This is a genomic window from Limosilactobacillus ingluviei str. Autruche 4, assembly GCF_000312405.1.
GTDB lineage: Bacteria > Bacillota > Bacilli > Lactobacillales > Lactobacillaceae > Limosilactobacillus > Limosilactobacillus ingluviei.
The window spans coordinates 14667-40699 of record NZ_HE997174.1; the positions used below are offsets into that span (position 1 = coordinate 14667).

Here is a 26033-nt window from a genome sequence, read left to right on the forward strand (position 1 = left end):
AAGCCGTGGGGCAAATTCGCCTTTTTCATATGTTGTTTAACGAAAATCCGCAGCTCACCATTTGCGTTGTGATCCTGTTGCTGGCAATTATTTGGCACCTTAACTATAAACGGCGTCAGTAATGTTTCACATGAAACATTAGCGCGGGTCAATAAAGGTTTAGAACTGAAAAAGTACTCGCAACCACGTTGAAAACGTGATTACGAGCACTTTTTGGTTCCGATGTTTTAAGTTCTCGCTAACCAGCTAATTGCTTGCCAATCGCTGGGGAGCGCCTAATCAGCTGCGGCTGCCTCAGCGTTGGCAGCCGCCCGAATTACTAAGCGGCCGTCCTGCATTTCTGCTACCAAATGCTTGTCATCCAAGTGATCCAAGTAGTAATCCGTTACTTGATCCCGGAGTTGTTGTTCAATCACCCGCCGTAATGGCCGGGCCCCCATCGTTTCATCGTAGCCTTGGTCAATCAAGTAGTCTTTGGCTTCATCGGTTACCTTCACATCCATGCCCTTCTTGGCCAACGTCGTGTTGACCCCGGCAATCATCAAGTCCACGATTTGCTTTAAATCGTCCTTCGTCAACGCCTTGAATTCCACAATCGCGTTAAACCGGTTCAAAAATTCCGGCCGGAAGTACGGCGTCAGCTTCTTGATCAAGCTGGTGTGGTCGGCCGTTGGTTGGGCATCGTTGGAGTAACCGGCGTTGGACGTGGCAATAATAATCGTGTTCTTAAAGTTGACCACGTTGCCTTGCCCATCAGTTAAGCGTCCGTCATCAAGCACTTGCAACAGGAGGGTAATCACTTGCGGATCCGCCTTTTCGATTTCATCTAACAAGACAATCGAGTACGGGTTCCGCCGCACTTTTTCCGTTAAGGTGTTGCCGTTGTCATCGTAGCCAACGTAGCCCGCCGTGGTCCCAATCAACTTTGAGACCGCGGTCCGGTCAGCGTACTCTGACATATCCAGCCGGATAATGTCATCCTTGTTGCCAAAGAGATCCAACGCTAACTGCTTGGCCAATTCAGTCTTCCCTACCCCGGTTGGGCCCACAAAGAGGAAGCTGCCGATTGGCCGGTCCCCTTCGTCAAAGCCAGCCCGGTTCCGCCGGATCGCCCGGGCCACGGCCTCGACGGCTTGGTCTTGCCCGATCACTTTTCCTTCCAACCGCTTGCTCAACCCCTTGAGCCGTTCGATGTCAGACGTGCCTAACTTGGCAACCGGAATCCCCGTCAACCGTTCAACGGCTTGGGCCACATCATCTGGCGTGGCCGTGACTTGGTCGGCCGAGGAATGATCTGCCAATTGTTGCTTTAAGCTGGCAATCTTTTCTTTGGCCGTTTGGGCGGCCTTGAAGTCTTCTGCCTTGACGGCCTTGGCTTGGGCTGCTTCAGTCGCTTTAATTTCGCTTTCCAGCGACTTAGCATCGGTAGCGGGGTGTTGCGCCGCTAAGTGAGCGGCGGTCATGTCAATCAGATCAATCGCCTTGTCTGGCAACGCCCGTTGTGGAATATATTGAACGGAGTAGTCAACCGCCGCGTGCAAGACTTCATCTGGCAACAAAACGTTGTGGTGTTGTTCATACAGCTTGCGCAAACCTTGCAAGATCTTAAAGGTCGCAGCCTTGCTTGGCGCATTGACAACCACTTCGTTGAACCGCCGGGCCAAGGCCGCATCTTTCAGGATGGTGTTCCGGAATTCATCTTGCGTCGTCGCCCCAATTACCGTAATCTCACCCCGGGATAAAGCCGGCTTTAAGATATCGCTCATCCCCTTGGAACCGCTGGCGTCCCCAGCGTTCCCAGCCCCGATAATTTGGTGGATTTCATCAAAGAAGAGGATTACATTCCCGGCCTGCTTAACCTCTTGGACCAACTTTTGCAAGTTTTCTTCAAAGCTACCCCGGTATTGGGTACCGGCTTCCAGACTGGCAATGTCAATACTGATGATTTGCTTATTCTTAATCGCCGCCGGTACATCCCCGTGGACAATCGCTTGAGCTAAACCTTCCACGACCGCGGTCTTCCCAACCCCAGCGTCACCAACCAGGACCGGATTATTCTTGGTCCGCCGACTTAAAATTTCGGCGGTCTCTTGAATTTCTTTGTTCCGCCCAATGACTGGATCCAACTTGCCGGCCTTGGCTTCAGCCGTCAGATTGCGCCCTAACTTGGCCAGCATGCCTTGCGCCGCTGGTTGCGCTGCCTTAGCCGTCGGGGCTGACTTGGCGCCTGGTAACTGACCAGTTTGCCGAAACTGTGTATATTCGGCAGGCGTGACTTCCCGGCCGTTAATCAAGTAACGCCGGTTTTCGGTATTTAAGCCCCCGAGGTTGCCCATCAATTGATTAAAAATATCATCCATGCTGTTAAATGGATCTACTGGAATTTGTGCCATCTTCAAGTCCCCTTTCCTAGTTGGTTGGCGCCCACCTTGGACGCTGAGATTATTTTTGAATTAAGTCGTTTGGGGCGTACTACCCCCTTGGTGTGTACCGTCAGAACGAAGAAGAGGCCTGAAAGAAACACGCCTTTCCGACCTCACCTTGCTACACGGTTCTACTCATCATCGTCCCGTAGATAATTTTCTTCCAACTCTCGCAAGACTTCCCACATTGCTTGGTGCTGGGCCTGGGATAAGGCATCCAAGTCCCGCAGATTCAACGAGGTCGCCATGCTTTGCTGTTTGTTGAACGATTTGTGTAAAGTGGTGTAGCCATAGCCGGAACTTTTCGCCACTTGGTAGATCGTCAAATGATTGGCGTCCAAGTACGCTTTGATATCGATCCGCATCTTGGTCACTTCCTTTACGATTCTTAGTATACCACATTTGTGATCTAACACAAGTGTGAACTAACAATTTTCTGACTTTTTTTGACCAAATTGTTAAATCAACGTTTCAACCCCCATTTCCCCAAAATTAGGGGGGGCACCTTTCCCCACTTAGCTTGACTTATCTGAGAAAACGATTAAAATGATGAGCAATTGATTAACCTGAGGTGAAGCAAATGATTTCTCAATGTTCCTCACAAGTTAATAGCGCTTTTTATGCTTACTGGTTTGCCTTTATTTAGGCCTAGAAACCAGTAGCTTTTGCGATGGCTTCTAGGACGCAATCCAAACATCCGGGAAGCCCACCAACCATGGTTAATTACCAACCCTCAAACAGTCTCCCGGGTGTTGCAGCGACAACAGCCGGGATTTTTTATTTGCTGAAACCCTTTGTCATTGAAGGAGGAGTTTTTTATGCCAACCATGAAAGCCAGTCTGGCAACCCAATTTAACGCTCACGTTGCCAAGGTGCAACCCGCCAATATCTTGCTCTTTGATCAAGAAGTCAGTACCGTCCCCGACATTGTCAAATTAACGGTCGGGGAACCCGACTTTGCGGTCCCGACCGTCGCTAAGCAAGCGGCGATTGACGCCATTAATGCCGACGACTCCCACTACGCTCCCGGGGCCGGATCGCTCGCTTTGCGCCAAGCGATCAGCCACTTTTTAGCCGACCGCTACGCACTGACTTACCAAGCCGAAGGCGAAATTGCCGTAACGATCGGGGCCACCGAAGCCATCTATGCCTCCTTAGCGGCCCTGTTGAATCCCGGCGATGAAGTTTTGATTCCGACGCCGACCTTTCCTTTGTACGAAACCATGACCGAAATGCTGGGTGGCCACGCTGTGACGATCCCGACGACCGCCCCGGACTTTGTCTTGACGCCTGACCAGCTGAAAGCCGCCATCAACGCACACCCCCAGGCCAAGGCCCTGATTTTAAATTACCCCTCCAACCCGACCGGGGTAACCTTTACCCCCGCCCAACTCCAAGCTTTGGCGGCAGTCCTCCAAGAAACCAATTTGGTCGTCATTTCGGATGAAATTTATTCCGAATTGGTTTACGAGGGGACCCACACTTCCTTGGCCAAGTACCTGCCGGGCCAAACGGTGATTTTAAACGGGGCTTCCAAGGCGGGCGCGATGACCGGCTACCGGATCGGCTTTATCGCTGGCCCTGCCGGCATTATGCAGCGGATCGGGGTGGTCCACGCCGTCATGATCACGGCCCCTTCGGACCCTGCCATGGCCGCCGCCGTCCCGATTTTCGGCAGTGAAGCCGGCCACCAAGCAACGCTAAAGATGAAGGCCGCCTACCAAGCCCGCCGGGATTACCTGGCCCACGCCCTTAGTGAACTGGGCTTTACGGTCGCTACTCCGCGGGGAGCCTTCTACCTCTTCGCCAAACTCCCCGCCGACCAAGGAAGTGATGATGTCACTTTTGCGACCCGCTTAGCCAAGGAAGGGCAAGTGGCCACGATTCCGGGCAGCTTCTTTGGGGCTGGGGGCGAAGGCTACCTGCGGCTTTCCTACGCCACCAGCATGGCGGCCCTCAAAACTGCGGTGGCCCGGATCGCCAAGTTTTTGCAAACTGCCTAGCCAAAAAGGAAAAGAGGTTTTTGCATGACCAAAATTTTGATGACCAGCGTGCGACCGGATGAGCAAGCCGCGATCGATGCTTACGCCGCCGCCCACCAAATCGAAATTATCACTTCTCCCCACGTGATCCAAGCTTCCCTTGACCTCGTCCCCGGGGTTGATGGCGTGGTAATCCAACAGCGCGGGGCAGTCCCCGCCGAGGTCTATCCCTTCTTAAAACAACATGGCCTGCGCCAAATCACCACCCGGACGGCCGGCGTGGATACCATTGACCTCCCCTTAGCGCGCGCCAATGGTTTAGTCGTGACCAACGTTCCTGCATATTCGCCCCGCAGTGTGGCGGAATTTGCCTTAATGCAGATCTTCCGCTTGTTGCGCCACACTCCCACCCTTGACCACCGCGTGGCCGCGGGTGATTTTCGCTGGGCGGGACTGCAAGCCAAGGAAATTCACACGGCCACGATCGGCATTATTGGGGTCGGTCGTATCGGCGGAACCTTAGCCCAACTGTTACATGCCTTAGGGGCAAAAGTGCTGGGCTTTGACCTCAAGTCCCGACCGGAATTAGCAGAAATCGTGGAATACACCACCAAACGGGAGCTCTTGGCCCGCGCGGACGTCGTTTCCTTGCACGTGGACTTGAATCCGACCTCAGTAGGCTTAATCGGGGCGCCTGAACTGGCCTTAATGCAACCAAATGCCAGCTTGGTCAACGCCAGCCGGGGACCCGTCGTTGACACAGCCGCCTTAATCGCAGCGCTCAAGGATCATACGATCGCCGCCGCGGCGCTTGACACGGTCGAAAGGGAAGCCCCCGTCTTTAACCAGGACCACCACGCTGACTTGGCGACCTTGCCCACCCCAATTCAAACCCTGTTGGCCCTGCCCAATGTCATCATGACCCCGCACATTGCTTTTTTCACCAATCAAGCTGTCCAAAATATGGTCGAGATTGCCCTCGACGATGTTTTAGCGATCTTGGCTGGCAAACCTAGCGCCCACGAAATTACGGCGCTACCCTAAACAAGGCAAAAACGGCCTGGAACCTGCAAAGTTCCGGGCCATTTTTTCATTAACGCCAGCCGACCGAATGCCGTTCTTTAATTTGATAGGCCACCTGATCCGGGAGGGGGGTCTTCATCACCAAGGCTTCAATCGCCAATTGTCCCATCTGGGCAAAGGGCTGCTCCACCGTCGTCAGCCCTGGATAAACCAAGTCCGCGACGTAAGAATTGTCAAACCCCAGTACCGCCAGTTGCTCAGGCACTGCCAACCCCTGCGATTGCGCATAAAAGACAATCCCGGCGGCCGCATCATCACTGGCCGCAAAAATTGCCTCCGGCGGCAAGGCCGCCTGCCAGAGCTGTTTAGCGGCCTGGTAACCAGCTTGAAAAGAATAATCCCCCGGAATAATCAGCGGCGCCAGGCCCGTCTTCTGCAAAGCCCGCTGGTAACCATGACACCGGGCCTGCCCCGTTTGGGGATCCGTCGGGTCAATCGCGGCCAGGGCAATTCGCCGGTACCCCCGGTTCAGCAGGTATTTGGTGCCCGTATAGGCGGCTTTTTCATCATCAATCGCCACCGTTGGATAACCATCAACTTTCACCCCGAGCGACACCAGGGGCAGCCCCAATTGTTTCAACAGGGCCAAATTGGGCGCATCAAACTGTACCGAGATCGAAAGAATCCCACTGACCTTTTGGCCGGCCATCAAATCCAGGCATGCTTTTAGCCGCGCCGCGTCATTTAAGCCGCAGTGAGCCAACAGGATGCGAATGCCGTGCTGATAAGCCCAATCTTCGATCCCATCGATGATCGGGGCCGCAAAACTGGTGGTGGCATTGGTAATCAACACCCCGATCACGTTCGAAGTTTGGGCGACCAGATTCGACGCCGCCTCATTTTTTTGGTAGTGCAGTTCCGCCGCAATTTGCAACACTTTTTGGCGGGTTTTGTCACTGTAGCCGCCACTTTGATTTAATACCCGCGAGACGGTCGACGGTGTCACGCCCGCTTGTTTCGCAATATCTTTGATGGTCACCATCTTCAAATTCCCCTTTATTTGGTAGTTGACTTTCCCGACGATTTATTTATAATATTTTTGAAAGCGGTTGCTGAAACCGCTGTTATTTTTCGTCGCTTTACTCAAACGTTTGCGTAACCCCTGATTTTACCAAAGGACTGATTTGAAATGACTTATTCCCCGAAATATTGGTGGCAAAATGCAGTGGTATATCAAGTTTACCCCCGCAGCTTCCAAGATAGCAATCATGATGGCATCGGTGACCTCAAGGGGGTAACCAGTCGCCTTGATTACATCCAAAAACTCGGCGTCGATATCATCTGGCTCAACCCGATCTATCGCTCCCCCAATGTCGATAACGGCTACGACATCAGTGACTACCGGGCCATTGATCCCACCTTCGGCTCCTTGGCCGACTTTAAAGAACTTTTAGCGGCCGCCCACCAACGGGGCCTGAAAATTATGATGGACCTGGTCGTTAACCATTCTTCCGACGAACACGAATGGTTTCAACAAAGTCGCCAGGGCAAAACCAACCCCTACCGGGACTACTATATCTGGCGCGATCCCGTCGATGGTCACGCCCCGACCAATTGGGGATCGTACTTCTCCGGGTCGGCTTGGCAATACGACGAGGCTTCCGGCCAATACTATTTGCACTTATTCGCCACCAAGCAACCCGACTTAAACTGGGAAAACCCGGCCCTGCGGCATTCCGTTTACGACATCATGAATTGGTGGGCCAACCTCGGCGTCGATGGCTTCCGCATGGACGTCATCAACCTGATTTCCAAGCCCGCGACCTACCAAGATGGCCAAAAAGAACGTGGCGAAGCCTTTGCCAACGTTGAACCCATTGTTGCCAACGGGCACCGGATCCATGAGTTCTTGCAAGAAATGAACCAAGCCGTGATGCAAAAGCACGACTTGGTAACCGTTGGCGAAACCCCGGGGGCCAGCACCACCGACGCAAAGCAGTATGCCAACCTGACCGAAACCGAATTAAACATGGTGTTTGAATTTGAACACGTCAGTTTAGACGGCAACCCCAACCCCGCTTTGGGCAAGTGGAATGATCAAAAGGTTAGCTTGCCCGCTTTGCGCGCCAACCTGGTCAAATGGCAAACCGAACTGGCTGGCCAAGCGTGGAACTCGCTTTACTGGAACAACCACGACCAACCCCGGGTGGTTTCGCGCTTTGGCGATGATTCCCCCGCTTACCGGGTCGTTTCCGCCAAAATGTTGGCCACGATCCTGCACTGTCTGCAAGGAACCCCTTATATTTACGCCGGTGAAGAATTAGGGATGACCAACGCCCCCTTCGCTTCGTTAGCTGCTTATCAAGACTTAGAGAGCCAAAACGCTTACCGGCAATTGGTTGAAGAAGAACACCTGGTAGATGGGCCGACGATGCTCAAATACCTCGCCGCCCATTCTCGGGACAACGCCCGGACCCCGATGCAATGGGACGCCAGCTTAAACGCCGGCTTCTCTGACCACGACCCGTGGCTGGCGGTTAATCCCAACTACGTCACGATTAACGCCAAAGCGGCCTTAGCTGACCCAGATTCAGTCTTTTATCACTACCAAAAGTTGATCCAACTGCGCCACGACCTCCCCGTCATCACCGAGGGGAAATTTGCCCTGGTCGCGGGTAACGAGAACGATGCGCAAGTCTTTGCCTACACCCGGACGGATGAAACGACCACCCTGTTGGTCGTCGCCAATTTTACGGCTACCACCCTCACCCGGTCATTTGCTCAACCTACCGCCGGAACGCTCTTGTTGAGCAACTACACTGATGATCAAGGAACGACCTTGCGCCCATATGAAGCAAAGGTCTACCAATTGAATTAAAGGAGTTATTGACAATGGAAAAACAACAATCAACCGCGGGCTTGCCAACCTTGCCCGTCAGCACCCTGTTTGCCATGACCTTCGGCTTTTTCGGGGTCAACATGGCCTTCTCCTTACAGAGCTCCCAAATGGGTCGGATCTTTCAAACGATTGGGGCCGACCCAACTAAGCTCGGTTTCTTCTTTATTTTGCCCCCGTTAATGGGGATGCTGGTCCAACCCCTGGTCGGGAAGTATTCCGACTTAACCTGGACGCGCTTTGGCCGGCGGATGCCTTACCTTTTGGTGGGGGCCCCGATTGCCGCTTTAGTCTTGGTCTTACTGCCTAACGCCGGTTCCTTTGGCTTTGGGTACGCCTCGTTAGCGGCCCTTTGGTTTGGGGCCATCGCCGTCCTTTTTATGGACCTTTCCTCAAACGTTTGCATGCAACCCTTCAAGATGATCATCGGGGACATGGTCAACGAAGAGCAAAAAGACTTTGCCTGGTCCTGGCAACAAATTTTCTCTAACATGGGTGGGATTTTAGCCACCTTAATGCCCTTTATCATGACCGGGCTCGGCGTTGCCAACACGGCCAAAAAGGGGGCTTTGCCCAACTCTGTGATTTGGACTTTCTACCTGGGGGCAGCCGTCTTATTATTAACCAGCCTCTTTACGGTCGCGAAGGTCCGGGAATACAACCCCCAAGACTACGCTCGCTATCACGGGGTTGACGTAGCGGCCAACCAAGAAAAGTTAAGCTTCATGGCCTTATTGAAGTCAGCCCCGCAAGCCTTCTGGCAAATTTCACTGGTGCAAATGTTCTGTTGGTTCGCCTTCCAATACTTATGGACTTACGGGACCGGAGCCATCGCCCAAAACGTTTGGCACGTCACTGATCCATCCACTGCCAGCTACCAAGCAGCCGGAAACTGGTTTGGGGTCTTATCAGCGGTCCAAGCCATTGCGGCCGTCTTGTGGGGAATGGTCTTGGCCAAGACGAAGCCGAACCAACGGAAGTTCATGTACCGGACTGGTTTGATCTTAGGGGGGCTGGGCTTTGTCTCCGTCTTCTTTATTCACACGAAACTTCTGTTGATCTTATCATTCTGCTTAATCGGAATCGGCTGGATTTCAATGAACTCAATTCCGTTTGCCCTTTTGACGACTGCTTTGGCCGGCAAGCATGAAGGGGCCTACCTGGGCTTGTTTAACTGCAGCATTTGCCTGCCGCAAATCATTGCGTCGGTAGCCAGCTTTGCCATCTTCCCATTGATTGGCAAGTCAATGCCCGGGATGTTGCTGCTCGCGGGGATTGTCTTAGCTTGTGGCGCCTTATTTGTCGGCCGCATTAAGGAACAACCAACCGCCTAAGCTCACGCGACTATTGTTGGAGCGATGACAAAACAGAGGCTGGGAGAAAACTGTGTTTTCTCCCAGCCTCTGTTTGATTTTTCGAATATTACACAGATCACGTGGGAAATAACCGCAAGCCTGGTGGATAAGTACGAACGAAGAACGACGCGTACCGCGTCAACCTTCGTCCTAGCTTATCCATACGGCTTGCCGAGAAGGTTATTTCCCACTCCCTTTTTGTCGGATTGAAACGGGGTTAGTAAATCCCGTCGTAAGCCTTTTGGTATAAGGCCACCACTTCTTCTTTGGTCCCCTTGCGTGGGTTGGAGAAGGCATTTCCGTCCTTTAAGGCATTTTCGGCCATTAATTCAAAGTCTGCTGGTTTTGCCCCAATTTCTTTAATCGAAGCCGGAATCCCTACGGCCTTGCACATTTCCCGCATTCCTTCGATCGCCAGGTGGGCCGCTTCAAAGGTCGTTTTGCCGGTCGTGTCATAACCCATGATTTGCGCTAATTCAGCAAAGCGATCTGGGCAGGCAATCAAGTTGTACTCTTCGACCGTCGTCAACAGCAAGGCACAGCAAATGCCGTGTGGCGCATCATACTGGCCGCCCAGTTGGTGGGCCATCGCGTGAACGTAACCCAGGTTGGCGTTGTTAAAGGCCATCCCAGCCAACATTTCGGCTTCCACCATCTTGGTCCGGGCGGCCACGTTTTGTCCATTGGCCACCGCCTTAGGCAGAGCATCTTGAATCAATTGAATGGCTTCCTTACACTGACTGTCCGTAATTGGGTTGTGATCAACCGAAACATATGGTTCGATCGCTTGCACGAAGGCGTCCATCCCCGTGGCTGCGGTAATGGCTTGGGGAATCCCCAACATCAACATCGGATCGTTAAAGGAAACCAACGGAATGTTCCGCCAGGAAACTACCACAAACTTCAGGTGGGTTTCTTCATTGCTGATCACGGCGTGACGGGTTAATTCGGAGCCGGTCCCGGCGGTCGTATTAACGGCCATCAGTGGTGGCAGGGGCTTGCTTAAGGTTTCAATCCCGGCCAACTTGGTAATGTCATCGCCGTTGGTCAGAATAATCCCGATCCCCTTCCCACAGTCATGGGAGGAGCCCCCACCAACTGTGATGATCGAATCACAATCTTGGGCTAAGTACAGTTCCTTACCGGCCTTGATGTTGCGAATCTTCGGGTTTGGTTCCACTCCATCAAAGACCACGTAGTCAACCCCAGCTGCTTCCAAGGAAGCCAAGGTTTGCGCCACCGGCCCATTGGCCAACTTGGTCAAGCCCTTTTCGGTAACCACCAAAACCTTGGTCATGTTTAACATCTTGGCCCGCTCCCCGATCTTGGCGATGACCCCTGGCCCAAAGAAATTAACACTTGGCATTAAGAAATCAAATTGACGTTCCATTTTTTCACCCTCCAATTTTTCGGAAACGTTTTCATCGATCATTTTGTGCTTTTGATCACGAAAAAGCAAGGGAATATCTTTACGCATTTTAAAAAACGGCCCCCATTCCTTGGCGCCGTTGCGTTCACGAAATTGAACTAATTTGTGATAATTGTCTTTTTTGCTAATTTTTTACGTTTCCCCTTATTTATGGTAAGGCAAGCCATTGATAATCGTAAAGGCCCGGTAAACCTGCTCACTTAAGACGACCCGCATCAGTTGGTGGGGCAGGGTGAAGCGCCCAAACGAAATTTGCTGGTTGGCCCGTTGCAGCACCGCTGGGCTCAACCCCAAGGACCCCCCAATCACAAAGGTAATGTCGCTGTTGCCATAGGTGGCTAATTGATTCAGTTCTGCCGCAAAATCTTCTGACGTCCGTTCCTTACCCTTAATGGCCAAGGCATAGACGTACTCTTTCTCCTTGATTTTAGCCAGGATCCGGGCCCCCTCTTTTTCCATCACCGCCGCCATTTGTGCGGGACTTAAATTTTCGGGTGCTTTTTCATCTGGGACTTCGACCACCTCAAATTTGCAATACCGGCCCAGCCGCTTCGCGTATTCGGCGATCGCCGCCCGATAAAACTTTTCTTTGATTTTGCCAACCCCGATAATCTTAATGTTCATAACTTCCTCCTTTTCAACAGGTTATCCACAACTTATCCCCAAATTAGGGCCGATAGTTCCGAATCATTTTCCTTGAAACCTTTTTCATTCATCTGTTCCACGCAGAGTTATCCACAGTTGTCCACACCAACAACCGTTCGCCCCTGCTGCTCTTAACCCGCGTCATGACTAGGTTTCGAGTTCTTTAGTTCCTTTTTTATCCACTTATCCACGAATTTTCCGCCACGTTGTGGATAACTTTTTTCACCGTACTAAGCCAGTTTTAGCGCCATTCACAGCTTGTGGATAAGTCTGGGGATAAGTTCTCCACACCCCAGGGCTTTTGCCGCGCGCCCCTGGCGCAAAAAAACGCATGGCCGATCTGTTGGGATCCCTTCCATGCGCCCTATGTTCCGGTTAATTCGTTAATTTCGCCGTTGTGGTCCGTAATTGACCATCCCGATAGTAACTGATCTTGACGGTGTCGCCAACCTTAGCCTTGTACAGTTGGGTCTTTAAGGCCCCAACGTTGGCCACCTTGTGGTCATTAATCGCGACGACCACATCGTATTGTTGGAGCCCGGCGGCCGCGGCCGTCCCGCCATTTTCCGTTTCCATTACCACGACCCCGGTCGTTACCTTGGTTGGCAATTTCAGGACTGATTGACGTTGGGTCGGTTCCACCCGGCTTAAATTCAGGGCACTGACCCCCAGTGACGGCCGCTCAATCTTCCCGTTTTTCACCAGCTGGTTGATGATGGTCACTACTTCATTGCTTGGAATTGAAAAGCCGATCCCTTCCACACTGGTCCCGGAGCCATCCGACGACAACTTCATCGAGTTGATCCCGATCACCTGCCCAGCCATGTTCACCAATGGCCCCCCGGAATTGCCGGAGTTAATGGCCGCATCGGTTTGGATAACGTTGGTCGTGACCGCGTTGCTGGAGGCTTTCACGGCCCGGTTCGTGGCTGAAATGATCCCCTTGGTAACCGTGTTGGCATACTTGGTCCCCATCGGTGAACCGACCGCTAAAACATCCTGACCGTCCTGCAGCTGACTGGAATTACCGAAGCTGGCTACGGTTGTCACGTTGGCCGCATTAATCTTTAAAACCGCTAAATCCGTCGTGGCGTCCTTGCCGACCAAGCTGGCACTGACCTTCTTACCGTTGCTTAACATCACCTTAATTTGCTTGGCCCCGGCGACGACGTGGTTGTTGGTCACCACATAAGCGGCTTGCCCGCTCTTTTTATAGATGACCCCGGATCCTTCGCTGGCTTCCGTTAAGCTGTCTTGCTTGGTTGCACTGCTCTGATTAAACAAGTCGAGGGTCTGACCGCCCCCGGCTGATTCATACGTAATAATCGAAGCCACCGCGTCTTTGACCTTAGCGTAGGCCTTCGTAGCTTGCGTGCTGGCCGGGGCCGCATTCTCTTTGACCTTGGCGCTGCCGCTCTGGTTTGACCCGGTTGGTACTTGGGTACTGGTATTTTCCCGCCAGGCTTGCCAACCATGCGCAATGCCAAGGGTCGCCCCACCGCCGATAAGCCCCGCGGCCAGGCCCACCCCAGCTACTTTCAGCCAAAATTGATCCAATTTCATTAGCGTTCCTCCCACTATGTTAGTTGCTAACCCTAAAATCTTAGCCCTATTTTAACAAGTTTGCGTCCCCGCCCCTACTCAGCGGCTGAAATCTTATCAAAGGCTTAACAGTGCCGTCGGTTCGTCTTGGTCCGTATCTTGGAGGGTGAAATCGTGATCCACCCCGTAATCTTGGGCGCTTAACATCGAGGCAACCGTCAAATGAGCCAAGGACTTTGTGTTATTTTCGTGACTGCGGTGCCCCAAAAAAACCGTCTTGGTCCGCGCACCGATGACATCCATCAAGGCATTAGCCCCGTCTTCGTTTGACAGGTGGCCTTCCGTCCCTAAAATCCGTTGCTTTAACGGCCAGGAATAACGTTGCCCCGCTAACAGCATCTCGGGATCATGGTTGCATTCCATTAAGTAGGCATCCGCATTCCGCACCGTGCCGGCAATTTTATCCGACACATAGCCCGTATCGGTCAGAATACACAGGGTCTGCTGATCATGGTGCAACTGGTAAAACTGCGGCTGGGCCGCATCATGTGACACCGCAAAGCTTTCTACCTGTAGATCACCAAAATCTTTGACCGCCCCGGGGGCCAAGAGATACTTTTGCTCCGGAGCAATTTTGCCCAGTTTCGGGGCCATTGCCTGCCACGTCCCCTGGTTGGCATACACCGCCAAACCATAGCGGCGTGCCAAGACCCCGACGCCATGAATGTGGTCACTATGCTCGTGCGTCACGAAGATGGCTTCCACGTCCGCAAGGGACCGGTTAAGCTTGGCCATCCGCGCCTCTAATTGCTTGCCACTCAAGCCGGCATCAATTAAGATCCGGTGCTTGGGCGTTTCAATGTACGTCGCATTGCCCCGGCTGCCACTGGCTAAAATACTGTATCGAAGTGAATCCCGTCCTTGCACTTCCCTGTCGTCCTTTCTTCATTGCTGTTATTTTACGGCACCTTAATCAGGTTTTCCCGAAAGGCGTTGACCCGCAACAGGTGCCCCGCACCTGACGTTTGATTTTTGACTTCTGCGACCCAAGCGGGGACGTAAATCAGTTGGTCATCACTGCGCTGCAGCTTGGTATATCCGAGCTTAACCCAACGGACCTTGCTGTTATTGGCGAGTTGATTATTCTTATACAACCAGTTCACGGCTTCGAGCTGCGAAATGGTTGGTTGCCGTGACCGTAACAACTTGCTGTTACTTAGCCGTCCCTGGGTATAGCCAGTAATCGCCCCACTGGCATTGCGAAAAATGCGCAACTCCCCCGCGCTGTCCAAAAGCGGCCGGCCTTGCAGTTCCTGACTGTATACCAGGGTTTTACTGGTCGACAAGTCGGGTTGATAGAGATAGTGATTCCCGGCCACCAGCCGTTTTTGATGGGTTAGTTCGGGGGCGACCTTCGCTGGGGCGGTCGTCTTTGAATTCAGGACCACCGGTTTGTCATAGGTCACCGTCACCAGGTTTTCATTCTCTTGAATCGTAGCATTCTTTAAGGGCGCCAAATTCTGCGTTTGCTTGACCAAGTTTTGGTCCGGCGTCACCAACACGTAATAACCACTTTGGCGCTGATCGCTCAGCAAGGGCAATTTAATGTCATCAGCGCGCATCTGCCGGCGCAAGGCCACCTGCTGATTTTGGTGGGAATTAGTGACCATGGGTTGACTGCCCCAGGCATAAGAAGCCAACAAGAAGAGATCCAAAATCACAAAGGCCACAATAAAGATGGTCTGAATCCGTTTAAAGTTCATGCTGGCTGGCCCCCTTCATGCATTAACGTTTGGTAGGGCACCCATTCCCCCTTGTACTTGACTAAGTAAGTCGGCCGGACGGTGACTTCCTTGGCGGTTGGGTCGCTATGCCACCAATACCCTAGCCGTAAACCTTGGACATCCTTTAGTTTGCCCACCGCTTGCAGGCCATTGAAGACCACCGCGGTCGCTGGTAAGGTCAGGGCGGGTTGCTTGGTCGGCAACGGCGTCGTTAAACTATAGCAAGAAAACCGCAACGATTCGACCCCGGTCTCACTTTCCCGTAACCGGACGGTTCCATAATTGTCTTCATTGTATACCGGAAAACCTTCGACCGTAGTCCGGTAGGTGATCTGCTGCTTGGCATGATCAAAGGTGTCAAATTGCAGTTGATCCTGGATAATCCCCGTCTGCTGCAAACGCCGGAAAAAATGGGCATATACCGTTTGTAAGCTGTAACGGGTCGGTTGACTCAGGTAATTTTCAAACGTCAACGTTCCTTGCGCTTGGTCGTACACCAAGCGCTTATCACTCCCGTTGTGATAGATCCGTTGGTTGCCTTCCACCCGTTGGGCCAGCCGCTTACCCTTGGCCGAATTTAACAGCGTTTGGGCCAGACTGTCCACGTTTTGCTGCTCAATTGCCGCCCGGTAGGTGGGCAAAGTAATCGCGTGGGGGTAGGTTAACACCAATTGATTGTTCAGCCACCGGTATTCGACTGGTAGCCGTCGGCCCCCCAGGAGTGAGGCTTTTAGCTTCGTTAAGCGTTGCGCGTTGACTTGATAACGATACACAACCGTCCCTTGGTCGCGCAACAAATAGATCCGCGCTTGGCCCGTCAAGGGAATCACGATGCGATTCACCAAGGTTAAATCCTTGGCTGACAACTTCTGGTTAAAGGTCGTATTAAACGTCGCGATCGCCACGGCGCTAGGATAAGACAAGACCAAGGCATTGCTTTGCCGGAGATATTCCCGGTAAGCCGTCGGATTGTCCGCACTGACCTGCTTTCCCTTTTGCAAGGTCCATTTCCGAAGGCTCTCGCGCGCCGTCAACACCACATTTTGGGGTTGATTAAACAAGAGGTGCTGTTCGCGGTCCGGGCCCGTCTTCACCACCGTAGTCGGCACGTATAGGTTTTCTTGCGCCATGGTTGCGACTGAAGTCACCCGGGGCGCGGTGGCTTCATTCGGGTGTTCATAGCGGTAGGGCATGACCCACACTAGACCAGATAAAATGACGCTGATCACAAGGACGACTGACAAAAGGCCGATCCGCCAATTAGCCCGTAATTTCTTGCTCATCGCTCCAGTCATCCCCTTCATATGGTACGTACGGCAGGGAAATGTAGAAGGTCGAACCCCGCCCTTCAATGCTATCGACCCAAATTTGGCCGCCTAAGAGATTCACCACTTCTTTTGAAATCGCTAGGCCCAGCCCGGTCCCCCCTTGCTTGCGGGAACGCGCCTTGTCCACCCGGAAGAAGCGATCAAAAATGTGGCCCAAATCCTTGCGCGGAATCCCCAGGCCCTGATCGGCAATGCTTAAAATCACGTGGTTGTGCGTTTCAAGCAAACGGGCCGTAATAATGCCGCCGTCCGGCGAGTACTTAATCGCATTGTTCATAATGTTATCAATTACCTGGGTGAATTTGTCAGTATCAATTTCCACCCATAAGTCCCGCTTGGTAAAATGGCGTTCAATCGAATACTTCTTCTTGGTGGGATCATCCGCTTCTTTTTGGATAATCATGTCAAACCGGTCCAGAATATAGCTAAACAATTCATTGATGTTAACATACTCCAAATTGAGCTTCACGGTCCCGGAGTCCATCCGCGACAAACTTAACAGGTCGTTGATCATCCGGATCATGCGCTCCGTCTCATCTTCGACCACCTTGAGAAATTGGGGGGCGACCTCCGGATTTTGCCAGGCCCCATCCGCCAACGCTTCCACGTAGGACTTCACACTGGTCAGCGGCGTTCTTAATTCATGAGAGACGTTGGAAACAAATTCTTTTTGTTCGCGTTCTTCTTTTTGTTGGCTGGTTACATCATGCAAGACACACACCAACCCGGAGACAAAGCCGGATTCTCGTTGAATTGGCGAGAAAAAGACACTCAAAATCGGCGCGGTTTGGTCCGCTTGGTTATCCAAGATCAAGTGATCCAACTCATTGTCCACCAACTGTCGCACCGTGTATTTGCGCCGCAAGCCCAACACGTCCAGAATCGAAGTGTTGAGAATTTCGTCTTCACTTTCGATCCCCAACAATTGGAGGGCCATACTGTTAACGGTCACCAAGTTGCCCCGGCGATCGGTCGCCAAGACCCCATCTGACATGTGGGATAAAACGCTGTTCAACCGCCGCCGTTCCGCGGCCGAAGATTCTTGGCTTTCTTCAATCCGCACTGACAGGTTGTTCACCGCCCCGGCCAGCTGCCCCAACTCATCATTGCCCGCGACTTCCAGCCGCCCGGAATAATCCCCCCGGGCAATCTGCAGGGTCTTTTTGCGCATCTCTTCAATTGGCCGGGTAATTTCACGGGCAATTAAGATCGCGAGACCCAACCCAAAGATGATCGTCAACAGGGCCGAAGCAAAGTAGATCAACGAAATATTGTTGATACTGGTATAGACCCCCTCGAGGTTCGCTTTTAAATACGCAACCCCCACAACTTCATTGGCGTTATTAGGGTTGACGAGCGGAACGACGTTCACAAAGTAGCGATCATGGGTATTGTTGTCATACAAGTGCTCCGTATGAGCGCGGTTGGTAGCCAGGGTCGCCTTGATCGTTTTATCCGTCGTTCGCTGGCCCACGCTGCCTTGGGTATTGGCCAGACTGGTCCCCCGAATTACGCCCTTCCCGTCGATCACCCGGATCTCCGTAATCGTATTGTTATTGATCGAAGCTAAGATCGCCTTGATTTGCTTATTGGCTTGGGACTCATTGGGCTTGGTCAGCTGGCTGGCCAAGGAATTGTTGACGTAGGTCGGCAGTTCGACTTGTTGTTTGAACGTCGTCATATTCTGGCGTTCCAACTGCCGGACGAAGACGGCGCCGACCACCTCTAAAGTCAACATCAGCATTAAGGCAAAGACCAAGGCGATTTTAAATTGAATCGACTGATAGAATTTAATCTTCGAATTCACGGTGTCAGATCCTTACTCTTGGTTCGGGTTGGCTAAGTAGTAACCTACCCCCCGCCGGGTGACCAGCCATTCGGGGTGACTCGGGTTGTCTTCAATTTTTTCCCGCAACCGCCGGACCGTCACATCAACCGTCCGGACGTCGCCGAAGTAATCATACCCCCACACCGTTTGTAAGAGGTGTTCACGGTTGATTACTTGGCCTAAGTGGCGTGCTAAGTAGTGTAACAGTTCAAACTCCCGGTGGGTCAGGTTGATGTTTTCGCCCCGCTTGGTCACCGTGTAAGCATCCGGGTGGATCGTCAAGTCGCCGACCTTAATGTCTGCCTTCCGGTTGTCCGCCGCCGTCGTCACTGCCTCTTGGCGCCGTAAGTTAGCCTTGACCCGCGCCACTAATTCCCGGTTTGAGAAGGGCTTGGTGACGTAATCATCGGCCCCCAGTTCCAAGCCTAAGACCTTATCTAATTCCGAATCCTTGGCCGTAACCATAATGATCGGGGTACTGTGCTTGACCCGGACCCGCTTGGCCACCTCTAACCCGTCAATTTTAGGCAACATCAAATCCAAAATGATCAGATCAGGATCATCCGCTTCAACCCGGGCCAAGGCTTCTTCGCCGTCGTAGGCGATCAGCACTTCATAGCCTTCCTTCTCTAAATTAAATTTGATGATATCAGAAATTGGTTTTTCGTCATCGACGACCAATACTTTCTTTGCCATATTTTTCACCTATCCTCAGGATTTTTCTTTTACTGAATTTATTTGATAACTTTGGAAACTGCCGTAATTATACCACACTGCCACGCCGCCCGTTGCCAGCCCGCTTAACGCCGGCTGCGCAAAAAAATTTAAGCTTTTTCCGAAAAAAGCTTGCCTTCCCCCGGGGTTCTTGTTATTATTATAAACGTCGTCAAGACATGGGCAGTTAGCTCAGCTGGCAGAGCAACGGACTCTTAATCCGTGGGTCCAGGGTTCGATCCCCTGACTGCCCATCAGAGGTTTACACAGTCGCGAGATTTCTCGCGGCTGTTTTTTTTTGTTTAAAATTGACCCGCCCTGGGATCGTGCGTAAACTAAAAGCAGCAAGCAATTTGCGAGGATTGTCATGACAATTACGTGGCTGTTGTTGGTGATTATGGTGGCCGTTGGCATCATTGCCGAACGGCGCAAAAAGGAACGCTTTGCCTTCTTCAAAGCCTTGTTGCTCTTAGCCTTTTTGGTCGTTTTGAGCACGCTGTTCTTCATAATTGCCATTATTTTGCTCTACTTCTTTAGCACGGCGGTCCTAAAAATGGCGATGGGGTCGTTATTTGTCTTGTACGGGTTGATTATTATCCTCGCCGGCATCTTTTTATTCGTGGTCCTCAAAGGCGTCGCCCGGTGGCAGCCCTTGTCCAATACCGTGCTAACCCTGATTGAATACTATATTCAATGGAGTCTGATCTATGCGACGATCTATCAGATCATCTTTGACAACTTATTAAAAACCCTCCAGATTGTCAAAAACGTCTCCACCCTCACCACGATTAGTTCCAACGTGGTCTTGGTCGCGGTCCTGTCATCGTTCATCGCTTCGTGGCTGGGGATTATCCTTTACAAATTTACCAAGGAAAAAATTTGATTTTTTTGCCCGAAGGGGTTGTCTTTCCCCCGCATTCTTGGTAAGATAATATCTGTTGTTAAGACATGGGCAGTTAGCTCAGCTGGCAGAGCAACGGACTCTTAATCCGTGGGTCCAGGGTTCGATCCCCTGACTGCCCATTTTCACCATCGCTTTGGCGGTGGTTTTTTCCCGTTGTCGGGCGGCTGGAAAAGGCTTTAAAACTTAAAAGGGTGCTAGAAACTACGTCAGAAACGTGGCTTCTAGCACCCTTTTGTTATGTTATTGTCGTCCTCGAACTACCAGCCACACAACTAGTTGGCTTGCGGGCGTAAATCCGTCGGTTGGGGCACCTGCTGACCAGCTTTCAAGGCACTATTGACGCCTTCACGGCCGGCATTGACAACGAACTCGTCGACGGCCCCACAATGCAAGCACGCGACTACAATTTGATAGCGTTGCGAATGATCAGCGTTGGTCGCCATCCAATTGCGCTCCGCGATTACCAGCGGTTTTTGCTGACATTTCGCACATGCGAGGTCCAATTGACGCTCCTCACGAAAGGGATCGCCCACTTGGCCAACCAGCCCCCAGCGGTCTTCGCCATGAACGTCATCGTAATTATTGTAAAACATTGCCCTTCCCCCCTAAAAGTGTTGCACGGCCCCCTTCTTTTCTTGGGTAACAATGCCGACAACTGCCGTAATCGCCAAGGCCACGGCTAGACACAGGATAAACAACAACCGGTACCCCAAGGCTTCAATTACCAAACCGCCGGCTAAGGGCCCCAACGCCTTCCCCACGGCAATCATCGCATTTAATAAGCCCTGGTACTTGCCTTTGGCCTCCAGGGGGGTCAATTGGTTGACCAAGGCTGGAATCATCGGAAAGGCCGTTGTTTCCCCGAGGGTTAGGACCACCATCCCCAAAACAAACCAAACGTAGTTGTTGGCGACCAATAAAATTGCAAAGGATAAAGCAATCGTGGCTAACCCAAAGTAAACATAATGATAATCATTCTTGATCCACTTATTGAGCCAGTTGATCACGAGCTGGAAGGTGATCACCAATAGACCGTTGATCGTCCATAACAAGCTGTATAAGGTCAAAGAAACTCCCTTGCTGGTAATGTAGACCGACATATTACTCGACCACTGGGCATACACCAACCAGGTCAGCATCAACCCTAAGCACAAAGTCCAAATTACCTGGGCGTTGACCCGGGGTAAAGCCACCGCTGGACGGTCGGCTGACGCATGCTGACTTGGTGTAACCGGCAAGCGGTAGTAACGGATCACGACTAAAATAAAAATGGCGTACAGGCTGGCCGTAATGATAAACAGCGGCCCGACTTGATTCTGTGCCAGTTCATAGATGGGCCCGGCAATCGTTGTCCCAAAGACCATTCCCAGATTATTGAAAAAATAAATCATATTAAAGATAAACCGCCCGTCATGGCCCCGCAAGCGGGTCCCAAAGGAGTTCAACAAGGTTAACAGCCAGCCGTTGAAAAAGCCAATGATCGTCAACAACAAGGGATAGGCCGGCCACTGGTTCCAAGCCACCATCGCCAGCATCGTCAAAATGGCTCCCAATAGCCCGGCTACCATCAACCGTTGGGGTCGCACCCGGTCAAAAAACATGCCGGCCAAGACACTGCCTAAGACATTGGCCCCGGAGAAAAACATCAGGACCAACCCCGCCACCGTTAGCGATTGATGTAACTGGTCGTGGATATATACCGTGGTCAACGGCCAAACAAAACTGTTGCCAAAGCTGGTCAAAAACGCCCCCAACAACAGCCACTGTAATTTCAATTCTCTTTGCATCTCCCCATGCCACCTTTCATTAATTTAATTAATCAGCACCTTTCGTTTCACCCACAAAGAAAGAGCTGTGATCAAGTTCGCACTTGATCGCAGCTTTACATCGTTTTTCATTTAATTCTTAGCCTTCATGCTCATAGTCAATCGAGGCAAATTTGTTATAGGTCTTATTAAATAGTAACCGGACCGTCCCCCGGGGACCACTCCGGTTTTTTTCGATGATGACTTCAACCTCACTCAAGCTCGGCAGCTCTTCATTGGCTTGGGCTGGGGCCCCATTGCCGGGCCCGGCATCTTGTTCTTGGCCCTGTTCGCGGGTGTAGTAATCATCCCGGTATAAGAAACTAACGATGTCGGCGTCTTGTTCAATTGACCCGGATTCCCGAATGTCAGAAAGGACGGGCCGCTTATCTTGGCGTTGCTCGACCCCCCGCGATAGTTGGGACAAGGCAATCACCGGACAAGCCAGTTCCTTGGCAAGCTTCTTGAGTTGCCGCGAAATCTCTGAGACTTCTTGTTGGCGGCTTTCCGCATTGCCGCCTTCAATCAGTTGCAAATAATCAATCACAATCAGCCCCAAATGCCCGGTTTTCTTAGCAAGCCGCCGGCACTTGGCCCGGATCTCCGCTACCCGAATCCCGGGGGTATCGTCAATATAGATATCAGCTTTGGAAAGGGACTCTGTGGCAACCCACAGGCTTTGCCATTCGTCACTGCTAAGGTTCCCAGTCCGGACGTGGTTGGCATTGATACTGCCCTCGGCACACAACATCCGGTTAACCAGGGACTCCGCCCCCATTTCCAGGCTAAAAATGGCGACCGTAGTATCATTTTTCACCGCCACGTTTTGGGCAATATTCAGGGCAAAGGCGGTCTTCCCCATCGCCGGCCGGGCCGCTAAGATCACTAATTCGTCGGGGTGCAGCCCCGTTGTCATCTTATCCAGCTGCGGATAGCCCATCGCCAAGCCGGTTACCGCCGTCGACTGCTTGGACAGCTCATCGATGTGGGACGTAGCATCGTAAAGCAAATCCCTCATCAGCTTCATTTCCGACTGGTTATTGCTTTCCGCTACGCTTAAGATTGAGCGTTCGGCCTCATCCAATAAATTGGTCAGGTCTTCGCTGTCCTCATAGCCTTTCCCCGCAATCGTCGTTGCCGTATCAATTAACCGCCGGGCGACGGCCTTATCCTTGACCAGCTTAGCATACGAGGCCACATCCGCCGCCGTCGGGGGAGCAGCTGCTAATTTGGCCAGGTACTCAATCCCCCCAATGTTGGCCGTTTGCTTTTCTTTATCCAGCTCATTTTTCATCGAAACAATGTCGATGGGGACATCCTGGTCATTGAGCTTGAGCATCGCCGCAAAAATAATCTGGTGGGCGCGGGTATAAAAATCCTCCGGCTGGACATACTCCATCGCCGTGACAATCGCATCCTTAGCCAAAAATACGGCCCCTAAAACCGCCTGTTCCGCTTCTAAGTTCCGCGGTGGGGTCCGGTTGATTGGTGTATTTTCCATCAAATTTACCCCCGCTGTTGGTCGCTACTTTTCCGCCACGTGAACGCGCATCTTGGCTTCCACTTCATGGTGTAATTTTACCGTGACCGTGACGTAACCCAACGCCTTAATGGGGGCCGCTAATTCAAGTTTGCGCTTGTTTAGCTTGATTTGGTATTGGTCAGCCAACGCCGTGGCGATTTGCTTCGTCGAAATCGAACCAAACATCCGCCCGTCGCTACCGGCCTTCCCCTTCAATTCAACTACGGTGTCATCAGCTTCCAAAACGGCCTTGATCCGCTTGGCTTCGGCCAATTCTTCGGCTTCGTGCTTTTCTTTGGAACGTTCTTGGCCCGCTAACTCACTGAGGGCTTTTTTCGTGGCTTGCTTAGCCAGCCCCCGGGGAATTAAAAAGTTTTGCGCGTAACCATCAGGGACATTCTTGACTTCCCCACGCTTACCACGGCCTTTTACATCTTGAACAAAGATTACTTGCATTCGTAAATCACTCCTTTGGTACACTATCCGGCTGTGCCGGTTGAATAATTGACTTTAGCTGAGCGGCCACTTGCGTTACGCTGACGTCCGTCAATTGAACGGCCGCGTTGTTTAAGTGACCGCCACCCCCCATTTTTTCCATGATTAATTGGACATTAAACTCACCTTGTGACCGAGCAGAGACCCCGACGACTTCATTACTTCGCCGGGCAATGACAAACGAGGCCACAATGCCTTCCACGCCTAAGAGCATATCTGCTGCTTGCGCGACCGTGACCGGATCGTAGTTGCGATCATCTTCACCGACACACAAGGCTATTTTATCATCAACATAGCTGACATTTGAAATTAAGTGATTGCGCTCCATAAAATCCGTCCGATTTTCTTTCATGAAGGCTTCAATCAATTCACTATCCGCTCCGGCCGAGCGCAAGTACGAAGCCGCATCAAAGGTCCGCGTCCCGGCGTTGCGCGTAAAGGACTTGGTATCAATTTGAATCCCCGTCAGCATAACAGTAGCTTCCAACTTATTGAGGGCCTTGCTTTCCCGGGGCTGGTATTCAAACATCTCCGCAATCAATTCACAGGTTGACGAAGCATAGGGTTCGATGTAAACCAGGAGCGGATTTTCCGGAAATTCTTCCCCCCGCCGGTGGTGATCAATGATGACCGTCCGGTTCTTCAAGCGTTGATAAAGTTGCGGCGCCATGGACATTGAGACCTTGGAATGATCAACTAAGACCAGCAAACTCTGCGGCGTCGCCAATTCTAGCGCCTGCGCCGGTGTAATCATATGCTCAGCAATGCTTTGGTAATCTTGGACTTGCGTCAGCAACCGGGCAATATCCGTGTGGACCCGTTCTTGATCAAACACCACGTAACACTTCTGGCTGTTCATCTCACTGATCCGCCGAATCCCTAAGCAAGCCCCCATCGAATCCATATCGGGCTTCGCGTGGCCCACGACAAAGACTTGGTCCGCGCCAACCATCAGTTCCTGCAGGGCCTGCGCAATCATCCGGGCCCGGACCCGGGTCCGCTTTTCCATTGGGTTGGTCTTGCCCCCGTAGAAACGCGCCGGTTGGTCCTGCGCCTTGACGACGACTTGATCGCCCCCCCGGCCGAGGGCCAAATCCAAGTTGCGTTGTGCCATATCAGCCAACTTAATCAAATCGGCTTGGCCATCCGCAATCCCCACACTTAACGTCACGGGGGAATTCAATTTGGAAGTATTTTCCCGAATGACATCTAAAACTTGGAATTTTTCGGCTTCCAGCTGCGCTAAGGCGTGTTGGTGCCCCAACAATAAGTAGTTATCGTCATCAATCACCTTTAGCAGCAATTCATGCGCGCTCGCCCACTTGCTGAGCTCCGACGTGACGTAATTATGCAAATTCGAAACATCCGGGTCACTCATTCCTTGGGTCAATTCAATATAATTATCCAGGTAGATATTCCCGATAAAAAGCCGTTCGTTTAAGTAGCGCTGGTTAATTTGTTCATAGTCCGTTACGTCCAATAAGTACAGGGTATGATAACGCGCTTGATAACGAAACTCAAATTGCCGCTTTTGCCAAGTCACCACCACCGGGGCTTCTTCATTGGCATGGGCGGTCACTAATTGGGCCAAGGTTTCATCAACCTCTGCCAACGGTTGGCCCACTACTAAGCGCATCAAAAAATACTTTGCCATGTACGGATTGATCCACTTAATGATGCCATGTTCATCCAACATCACCAAGCCAATTGGCATTTCCAGCAGCGCTTCTTGTTGGCCCCGTTGGATCTGATAGGCCAAGTCATTAATGTAGCTCTCCGTGTCGGCTACTAAATTTTGCAACTGGTATATGCTGACCAAAAAAGCCGCGACCGAAAGGACCAAGGCCCCCAGCCCCCACCGCCAGTCAACAATAAAGGCCGAGCTCACCCCCAACAAGACGACAAAGGTCACCGCCGCAAACGTCCAAGCGACCCGCCGGTGTTGCATGAACTGGGATAATTTTAAGTATTTTGTCCACCGCAAGCTTTCACCTCCCTAATTGCCATTATTATGTCTATCTTAACTTAAACCCAACGGTCATGAAAGCACAAAAAAATCGCTTCGCACATCTACGAAGCGATTTTTGACTGAGCCACCCAGCTTAGTCTTCGGCAACGAATGGCAAAAGCCCCATGATCCGGGCCCGCTTGATCGCAATCGTTAACCGACGTTGGTTCTTAGCGCTCGTCCCCGTTACCCGACGTGGTAAAATCTTACCCCGTTCAGAGATGAAACGACGCAATAAGTCAGTATCTTTGTAGTCGATGTATTCGATGTGGTTTGCGGCGATGAAGTCGACCTTACGACGACGACGGCCACCACGACGTTGTTGAGCCATGAAATTACCTCCTTAATAA

At 51.9% G+C, this 26033-nt stretch carries 22 protein-coding genes and 2 tRNA genes; 7 read left to right on the forward strand and 17 right to left on the reverse strand.

The annotated features are described in order from the left end of the window. Window positions 1–275: 275 nt before the first annotated feature. A complete protein-coding gene (locus BN54_RS05840) occupies window positions 276–2393 on the reverse strand; it encodes an ATP-dependent Clp protease ATP-binding subunit (RefSeq protein ID WP_019206235.1) in 2118 nt (705 codons plus the stop codon). Window positions 2394–2554: 161 nt separating this feature from the next. Then, window positions 2555–2788 carry a hypothetical protein gene (locus BN54_RS05845; RefSeq protein ID WP_019206236.1) on the reverse strand — a complete coding sequence of 78 codons (234 nt, stop codon included), beginning with the start codon at window positions 2786–2788 and terminating at the stop codon, window positions 2555–2557. 453 nt (window positions 2789–3241) lie between these two features. Between BN54_RS05845 and BN54_RS05850 the strand changes: the two genes are divergently transcribed. Both BN54_RS05850 and BN54_RS05855 read left to right on the forward strand, forming a co-directional pair. Continuing rightward, the gene (locus tag BN54_RS05850; RefSeq protein WP_019206237.1) at window positions 3242–4426 is read left to right on the forward strand and encodes an aminotransferase class I/II-fold pyridoxal phosphate-dependent enzyme; all 1185 of its coding nucleotides are present in this window, start codon (window positions 3242–3244) and stop codon (window positions 4424–4426) included. 24 nt (window positions 4427–4450) lie between these two features. After that, window positions 4451–5449, forward strand: coding sequence for an NAD(P)-dependent oxidoreductase (locus BN54_RS05855; RefSeq protein WP_019206238.1), 999 nt, complete (start codon window positions 4451–4453; stop codon window positions 5447–5449). Window positions 5450–5498: 49 nt separating this feature from the next. Here BN54_RS05855 and BN54_RS05860 read toward each other — a convergent pair whose 3' ends face one another. Beyond that, the gene (locus tag BN54_RS05860) at window positions 5499–6470 is read right to left on the reverse strand and encodes a LacI family DNA-binding transcriptional regulator (protein ID WP_019206239.1); all 972 of its coding nucleotides are present in this window, start codon (window positions 6468–6470) and stop codon (window positions 5499–5501) included. A 147-nt stretch (window positions 6471–6617) separates the two neighbouring features. On the opposite strand from BN54_RS05860, the gene BN54_RS05865 reads away from it, so the two are divergent. Further along, the gene (locus tag BN54_RS05865; RefSeq protein ID WP_019206240.1) at window positions 6618–8306 is read left to right on the forward strand and encodes a glycoside hydrolase family 13 protein; all 1689 of its coding nucleotides are present in this window, start codon (window positions 6618–6620) and stop codon (window positions 8304–8306) included. A 14-nt stretch (window positions 8307–8320) separates the two neighbouring features. Beyond that, on the forward strand, window positions 8321–9658 hold the full coding sequence (locus BN54_RS05870; RefSeq protein ID WP_019206241.1) for an SLC45 family MFS transporter: 1338 nt from the start codon (window positions 8321–8323) through the stop codon (window positions 9656–9658). A 238-nt stretch (window positions 9659–9896) separates the two neighbouring features. Here the strand turns inward: BN54_RS05870 and BN54_RS05875 are convergent, their stop codons facing one another. The 8 genes from BN54_RS05875 to yycF all read right to left on the reverse strand — a co-directional run bounded on the left by BN54_RS05875 (window position 9897) and on the right by yycF (window position 18931). Next, window positions 9897–11069 (reverse strand): iron-containing alcohol dehydrogenase, encoded by a 1173-nt coding sequence (locus tag BN54_RS05875; RefSeq protein WP_040470015.1) that lies wholly within the window; start codon window positions 11067–11069, stop codon window positions 9897–9899. Between the two features lie 183 nt (window positions 11070–11252). Further along, a complete protein-coding gene (rlmH, locus tag BN54_RS05880; RefSeq protein WP_019206243.1) occupies window positions 11253–11732 on the reverse strand; it encodes a 23S rRNA (pseudouridine(1915)-N(3))-methyltransferase RlmH in 480 nt (159 codons plus the stop codon). Window positions 11733–12128: 396 nt separating this feature from the next. Next, window positions 12129–13316 (reverse strand): S1C family serine protease, encoded by a 1188-nt coding sequence (locus BN54_RS05885; RefSeq protein ID WP_019206244.1) that lies wholly within the window; start codon window positions 13314–13316, stop codon window positions 12129–12131. Window positions 13317–13412: 96 nt separating this feature from the next. Next, window positions 13413–14222, reverse strand: a complete 810-nt coding sequence (locus tag BN54_RS05890) for an MBL fold metallo-hydrolase (protein ID WP_019206245.1) — start codon at window positions 14220–14222, stop codon at window positions 13413–13415. Between the two features lie 32 nt (window positions 14223–14254). Continuing rightward, window positions 14255–15058 carry a two-component system regulatory protein YycI gene (locus BN54_RS05895; protein ID WP_019206246.1) on the reverse strand — a complete coding sequence of 268 codons (804 nt, stop codon included), beginning with the start codon at window positions 15056–15058 and terminating at the stop codon, window positions 14255–14257. Further along, entirely contained in the window at window positions 15055–16362 is a 1308-nt protein-coding gene (yycH, locus tag BN54_RS05900) for a two-component system activity regulator YycH (protein WP_019206247.1), read from the reverse strand. The genes BN54_RS05895 and yycH overlap by 4 nt, the downstream gene beginning before the upstream one ends. Further along, a complete protein-coding gene (walK, locus tag BN54_RS05905) occupies window positions 16340–18214 on the reverse strand; it encodes a cell wall metabolism sensor histidine kinase WalK (protein ID WP_019206248.1) in 1875 nt (624 codons plus the stop codon). The genes yycH and walK overlap by 23 nt, the downstream gene beginning before the upstream one ends. 12 nt (window positions 18215–18226) lie before the next feature. Then, the gene (gene yycF, locus BN54_RS05910) at window positions 18227–18931 is read right to left on the reverse strand and encodes a response regulator YycF (protein ID WP_019206249.1); all 705 of its coding nucleotides are present in this window, start codon (window positions 18929–18931) and stop codon (window positions 18227–18229) included. Window positions 18932–19130: 199 nt separating this feature from the next. Between yycF and BN54_RS05915 the strand changes: the two genes are divergently transcribed. From BN54_RS05915 to BN54_RS05925, 3 genes are all read left to right on the forward strand, one after another. Then, window positions 19131–19203 (forward strand) — tRNA-Lys (locus BN54_RS05915). A gap of 113 nt (window positions 19204–19316) precedes the next feature. Further along, the gene (locus BN54_RS05920; RefSeq protein ID WP_019206250.1) at window positions 19317–19832 is read left to right on the forward strand and encodes an SA1002 family membrane protein; all 516 of its coding nucleotides are present in this window, start codon (window positions 19317–19319) and stop codon (window positions 19830–19832) included. 67 nt (window positions 19833–19899) lie between these two features. Then, window positions 19900–19972 (forward strand) — tRNA-Lys (locus BN54_RS05925). 153 nt (window positions 19973–20125) lie between these two features. Here the strand turns inward: BN54_RS05925 and BN54_RS05930 are convergent. The 6 genes from BN54_RS05930 to rpsR all read right to left on the reverse strand — a co-directional run bounded on the left by BN54_RS05930 (window position 20126) and on the right by rpsR (window position 26014). Beyond that, the gene (locus BN54_RS05930) at window positions 20126–20446 is read right to left on the reverse strand and encodes a hypothetical protein (RefSeq protein WP_019206251.1); all 321 of its coding nucleotides are present in this window, start codon (window positions 20444–20446) and stop codon (window positions 20126–20128) included. A 12-nt stretch (window positions 20447–20458) separates the two neighbouring features. Beyond that, window positions 20459–21640, reverse strand: coding sequence for an MDR family MFS transporter (locus BN54_RS05935; RefSeq protein ID WP_019206252.1), 1182 nt, complete (start codon window positions 21638–21640; stop codon window positions 20459–20461). Window positions 21641–21758: 118 nt separating this feature from the next. Then, complete coding sequence (gene dnaB, locus BN54_RS05940; RefSeq protein ID WP_019206253.1) at window positions 21759–23159, reverse strand: replicative DNA helicase; 1401 nt, start codon at window positions 23157–23159, stop codon at window positions 21759–21761. A 24-nt stretch (window positions 23160–23183) separates the two neighbouring features. Then, window positions 23184–23636, reverse strand: a complete 453-nt coding sequence (gene rplI, locus BN54_RS05945; RefSeq protein WP_019206254.1) for a 50S ribosomal protein L9 — start codon at window positions 23634–23636, stop codon at window positions 23184–23186. Window positions 23637–23643: 7 nt separating this feature from the next. Then, complete coding sequence (locus tag BN54_RS05950) at window positions 23644–25623, reverse strand: DHH family phosphoesterase (protein WP_051014614.1); 1980 nt, start codon at window positions 25621–25623, stop codon at window positions 23644–23646. 154 nt (window positions 25624–25777) lie between these two features. Then, window positions 25778–26014: a 30S ribosomal protein S18 gene (gene rpsR, locus BN54_RS05955; protein ID WP_003682305.1), complete on the reverse strand. Its 237-nt coding sequence runs from the start codon at window positions 26012–26014 to the stop codon at window positions 25778–25780. Between the last annotated feature and the right edge of the window lie 19 nt (window positions 26015–26033).

Bases quoted from the DNA above. Each gene is read 5' to 3' on its own strand.
- BN54_RS05850 (WP_019206237.1), top strand. From the start codon at position 3,242: ATGCCAACCATGAAAGCCAGTCTGGCAACCCAATTTAACGCTCACGTT.
- BN54_RS05855 (WP_019206238.1), top strand. From the start codon at position 4,451: ATGACCAAAATTTTGATGACCAGCGTGCGACCGGATGAGCAAGCCGCG.
- BN54_RS05895 (WP_019206246.1), bottom strand. From the start codon at position 15,058: ATGAACTTTAAACGGATTCAGACCATCTTTATTGTGGCCTTTGTGATT.
- BN54_RS05845 (WP_019206236.1), bottom strand. From the start codon at position 2,788: ATGCGGATCGATATCAAAGCGTACTTGGACGCCAATCATTTGACGATC.
- rplI (WP_019206254.1), bottom strand. From the start codon at position 23,636: ATGCAAGTAATCTTTGTTCAAGATGTAAAAGGCCGTGGTAAGCGTGGG.
- BN54_RS05920 (WP_019206250.1), top strand. From the start codon at position 19,317: ATGACAATTACGTGGCTGTTGTTGGTGATTATGGTGGCCGTTGGCATC.
- BN54_RS05840 (WP_019206235.1), bottom strand. From the start codon at position 2,393: ATGGCACAAATTCCAGTAGATCCATTTAACAGCATGGATGATATTTTT.
- BN54_RS05950 (WP_051014614.1), bottom strand. From the start codon at position 25,623: ATGCAACACCGGCGGGTCGCTTGGACGTTTGCGGCGGTGACCTTTGTC.
- BN54_RS05860 (WP_019206239.1), bottom strand. From the start codon at position 6,470: ATGGTGACCATCAAAGATATTGCGAAACAAGCGGGCGTGACACCGTCG.
- BN54_RS05885 (WP_019206244.1), bottom strand. From the start codon at position 13,316: ATGAAATTGGATCAATTTTGGCTGAAAGTAGCTGGGGTGGGCCTGGCC.
- rlmH (WP_019206243.1), bottom strand. From the start codon at position 11,732: ATGAACATTAAGATTATCGGGGTTGGCAAAATCAAAGAAAAGTTTTAT.
- BN54_RS05930 (WP_019206251.1), bottom strand. From the start codon at position 20,446: ATGTTTTACAATAATTACGATGACGTTCATGGCGAAGACCGCTGGGGG.
- rpsR (WP_003682305.1), bottom strand. From the start codon at position 26,014: ATGGCTCAACAACGTCGTGGTGGCCGTCGTCGTCGTAAGGTCGACTTC.
- BN54_RS05875 (WP_040470015.1), bottom strand. From the start codon at position 11,069: ATGGAACGTCAATTTGATTTCTTAATGCCAAGTGTTAATTTCTTTGGG.
- yycH (WP_019206247.1), bottom strand. From the start codon at position 16,362: ATGAGCAAGAAATTACGGGCTAATTGGCGGATCGGCCTTTTGTCAGTC.
- BN54_RS05870 (WP_019206241.1), top strand. From the start codon at position 8,321: ATGGAAAAACAACAATCAACCGCGGGCTTGCCAACCTTGCCCGTCAGC.
- BN54_RS05865 (WP_019206240.1), top strand. From the start codon at position 6,618: ATGACTTATTCCCCGAAATATTGGTGGCAAAATGCAGTGGTATATCAA.
- BN54_RS05935 (WP_019206252.1), bottom strand. From the start codon at position 21,640: ATGCAAAGAGAATTGAAATTACAGTGGCTGTTGTTGGGGGCGTTTTTG.
- yycF (WP_019206249.1), bottom strand. From the start codon at position 18,931: ATGGCAAAGAAAGTATTGGTCGTCGATGACGAAAAACCAATTTCTGAT.
- dnaB (WP_019206253.1), bottom strand. From the start codon at position 23,159: ATGGAAAATACACCAATCAACCGGACCCCACCGCGGAACTTAGAAGCG.